At 60.3% G+C, this 3,321-nt stretch carries 4 protein-coding genes; 3 read left to right on the top strand and 1 reads right to left on the bottom strand.

Annotated features, from left to right (window positions below):
- Window positions 1-937: GlxA family transcriptional regulator (locus C0V97_RS17905; protein ID WP_127103753.1), on the top strand; the 937-nt coding region annotated here is incomplete at its 5' end.
- Window positions 938-1,018: 81 nt separating this feature from the next.
- Here the strand turns inward: C0V97_RS17905 and C0V97_RS17900 are convergent.
- A complete protein-coding gene (locus C0V97_RS17900) occupies window positions 1,019-2,041 on the bottom strand; it encodes an alpha/beta hydrolase (protein WP_127102421.1) in 1,023 nt (340 codons plus the stop codon).
- Between the two features lie 139 nt (window positions 2,042-2,180).
- On the opposite strand from C0V97_RS17900, the gene C0V97_RS17895 reads away from it, so the two are divergent.
- Window positions 2,181-2,675 (top strand): MarR family winged helix-turn-helix transcriptional regulator, encoded by a 495-nt coding sequence (locus C0V97_RS17895; RefSeq protein ID WP_127102422.1) that lies wholly within the window; start codon window positions 2,181-2,183, stop codon window positions 2,673-2,675.
- Between the two features lie 40 nt (window positions 2,676-2,715).
- Window positions 2,716-3,321 (top strand): CPBP family intramembrane glutamic endopeptidase (locus tag C0V97_RS17890; protein ID WP_148114980.1); only part of this gene is annotated, 606 nt, incomplete at its 3' end.

Below are 3,321 nucleotides of genomic sequence, written 5' to 3'. Positions count from 1 at the left end.
GGTTCTGACCTCTCATTTTCAATTCCTCGCCCTTGGAGTGCAGGCGGCTTTCGAGCTGGCGAACACGATATTAGGCGAAGAATTCTATTCGCTCGGCATCTACTCAGTGGTTGGCGGTCCTGTAAAATCCTCTAGTGGGCTGGACGTTCCAACCGTCGCTTTGTCAGAATCAGGACCGATCGACACCCTCCTGCTCATGGCCGGTATGACGCCGCCGCCAATGCAGGACGATGCGTCGCTCGCCGTTCTAGGGCGGGCCGCGAGAGAGGCAAGGCGAGTGGCCGGCGTCTGCACGGGATCGTTCCTCGTCGCCCAACTCGGGCTTCTTGACGGCCAGCGTGCCACAACGCACTGGGCCTATGCCCAACATATGCGGGACTGCTTCTCACAAATCATCGTCGAGGGGGATCGCATTTTCATCAATCAGGGCTCCGTCTGGACATCCGCCGGTTTGACCGCTGGATTGGATATGGCCGTGGCGCTTGTTGAGAAGGATCTGGGCGCTGATGTAGCCGGTGCCGTCGCGCGCCGTATGGTGATGCATCACCGGCGCGCAGGTGGGCAGTCCCAGCATTCTGAGCTCCTGGATCTCGCGGCGAGCAGCGATCGCATTCAAAAGGTCCTGATTTACGCCAAGAGCCATCTCGCCAATCCGCTAACGATCGAGGAACTTGCCGACGTTGCAGCACTGTCCCCGCGCCAGTTTAGCCGCGCATTCCAGGCCGAGACAGGCCGATCGCCCGCGAAGGCGATCGAACTTCTCCGTCTCGAAGCGGCTCGGCTCCTGTTGGACAGCACCAGGCATGGGTTAGATGCCGTAGCGCAGGAAACTGGCTTTTCCGATCTGCGCCGCATGCGCGAAGCCTTCATGCGGCAATACGGCCAATCCCCCCAGGCTCTGCGCCGCGAGGCCCGTGGGGTTCTGGTAAATGCCTGAGTAGCTCGCAATAAGATACGAACAGGGTGAGACTGGAGCGCCACTGCTCATTAGAGGCACTCCATCCCTGGGGGTAAGCGCTTAATTTACCTTCGCAAAGGCATCGCGCAGGAAGTGGGTCGCTTGAGCGATAGCGGCGGTAGCCGCCGGAGTTCTGGCGAGCGCATTGAGCATTACGAAATCATGGATCGTCGCATCATAGCGCGTCGTCGTAACTGGCACGCCAGCTTCGATCAGACGGCGAGCATAAGCCTCCCCCTCGTCACGCAGAACATCGTTTTCATCTGTGATGACCAGGGCAGGTGCTTGCCCGTGCAGGATGGAATACGGTGTATTCAGTGGCGAGACATGCGGCTGAGCGCGGTCCGTGCCAGTGGTCAAATACTGGTCCCAGAAATAGTCCATTGCCTTCGCCGTCAGCCAGGGACCATTGGAAAATTCCCGATAGGATCTATCGTTCATCGCGGCATCGGTCACCGGATAGAAGAGCAGCTGCGCCACGGGTTTGGGTCCATGCCGTTCGGCCACCAGGGCAGAGACGACAGCCACCATGTTGCCGCCGACGCTGTCTCCGGCGATTGCAATGCGGGCCGGATCGATACCGAATTCGACCGCATGTTGGGCAACATACGTTAGAACCGCATAATCCTGTTCGATCGCGGTCGGGTAGCGCGTTTCGGGCGAGCGTTCGTAATCGACGAAGATCACCACCGCACCGCTACCCGCCGCCAGATCGCGCACGAGGCGGTCATGGCTCGCTGGGCCGCCCATCACCCAGCCCGCACCATGGTAATAAACGATAGCCGGGCCGTGGTTGGTGACGTTGGCCGGGCGATAGACACGAACGCGCGTGCTGCCGGTCGGGCCGATGGGCAGCACGCGATCTGTGATCCGGGCGAAGGGGGCAGAGACCTTCACCGACCCTTGCGCGCCGTCCAGTAGCGCGCGGGCGTCGTGCGGCGAAAGCGAGGGGATGGCGGGGACGTGGGCCGCGGCCAAGCCGTCAAGGAAATGCTGGGTCGTGGGCTCCAGCACAGGGGCCGCGAGCGCCGGCGAGGCGGCGAGGGCGGTGGCCAGGGCGATGGATGGGGCAAGGCGTTTCATGATGGATTACTCCGTATCGGTCAGGCCGCGATCGGTCTGTGCAATACAATATATCGCGCACGATATAGTCGTGAAAACGTTCTAAATGCATGGCTCCCATGCAAAAAAAATCGTCGGCGATTAAATATTGCGCGATATAATGAGTGGTGCTATGGAGGACGATATGCCCGAGGACCTATCCGCACCCGATCTGTCGAATTTCGTGTGTTTCTCGCTTTACGCCGCGAGTCATGCCTTCAATCGGCTGTATCAGCCGCTACTGGAACCGCTGGGACTCACCTATCCGCAATATCTGGTGATGACGGTCCTGTGGGGCAGCGACGGCAAGCTCGTTGGCGAGATCGGGTCTAAACTCCTTCTAGTCAGCTCCACCCTGACACCTTTGCTCAAGCGACTGGAAGGCGCCGGCTTGGTCGAGCGTGCCCGGGACCAGAAGGACGAGCGGCAGGTGCGCGTGCGTCTGACGGAGGCTGGTCGGGCCTTGCGCGTGCAGGCCGAGACGATCCCGGCCTGCGTCCTGGCGGCGACCGGTCTGTCGATCACCGAACTGCGGGACTTGCGCAACCGGATCGACCAACTGCGCGAAGCCGTCAGCACCCCTACGGCTCTGGGCGACAATTCCGGCAGTCAATGAAACGGTTACCCCTCAATAGCCATCTGCGGAGAGAGACGTCTTGAATTCCTTTCACGCCTTGACCCAGACGAGCGGGGTCATCGCACCTGGCCGCTGGCATATTGCACGCATTCTGGGTTGGATGCTTGCGATGTTGGTCGTGACCGTTATCGAGCTGAGCCTGCAGTCGATCATCCGTGAAAAACTGACGACCAGTCCGACGGTCATCATCAGTGCTGCATTCGTGACTGTGGCGTTGGCCTACGGCACTTATGTGTTGTTGGTGCGCAGGCTCGAGAAGCGACCGGTTTCTGAGCTGGCGCTGAGGCCTGCCATCCTCGAGCTCCCGCTGGGCATTCTCATAGGCGGGGGCATTACGGCCTCGGTCATGCTCGTGCTGCTGGCTCTTGGAGATGTCTCGTTTCAGGCAGCGACATGGACCGATTGGGCTCATGACATTCGCGAGACGCTGGGCACCGGGTTCCTGGAAGAGCTACTGGCCCGCCTGATCATCTTCCGGTTGTTGTCCTGTGCATTCGGCATCAGAACCGGAGTTGTGGTTTCAGCGGCCCTGTTCGGCGCGGCCCATTTGCATAATCCCGGCGCGACCATCCTTTCTTCAGCCGCCATATCGATAGAGGCGGGGCTCCCTTTTTTTTGGTTTTTT

The sequence above is a fragment of the Asaia sp. W19 genome (assembly GCF_003994335.1).
Classification (GTDB): Bacteria; Pseudomonadota; Alphaproteobacteria; order Acetobacterales; family Acetobacteraceae; genus Asaia.
The sequence above is the reverse complement of the archived record's forward strand: the minus strand, read 5'-3'. Positions and strand labels throughout refer to the sequence as shown.

Bases quoted from the DNA above. Each gene is read 5' to 3' on its own strand.
- C0V97_RS17895 (WP_127102422.1), top strand. From the start codon at position 2,181: ATGAGTGGTGCTATGGAGGACGATATGCCCGAGGACCTATCCGCACCC.
- C0V97_RS17900 (WP_127102421.1), bottom strand. From the start codon at position 2,041: ATGAAACGCCTTGCCCCATCCATCGCCCTGGCCACCGCCCTCGCCGCC.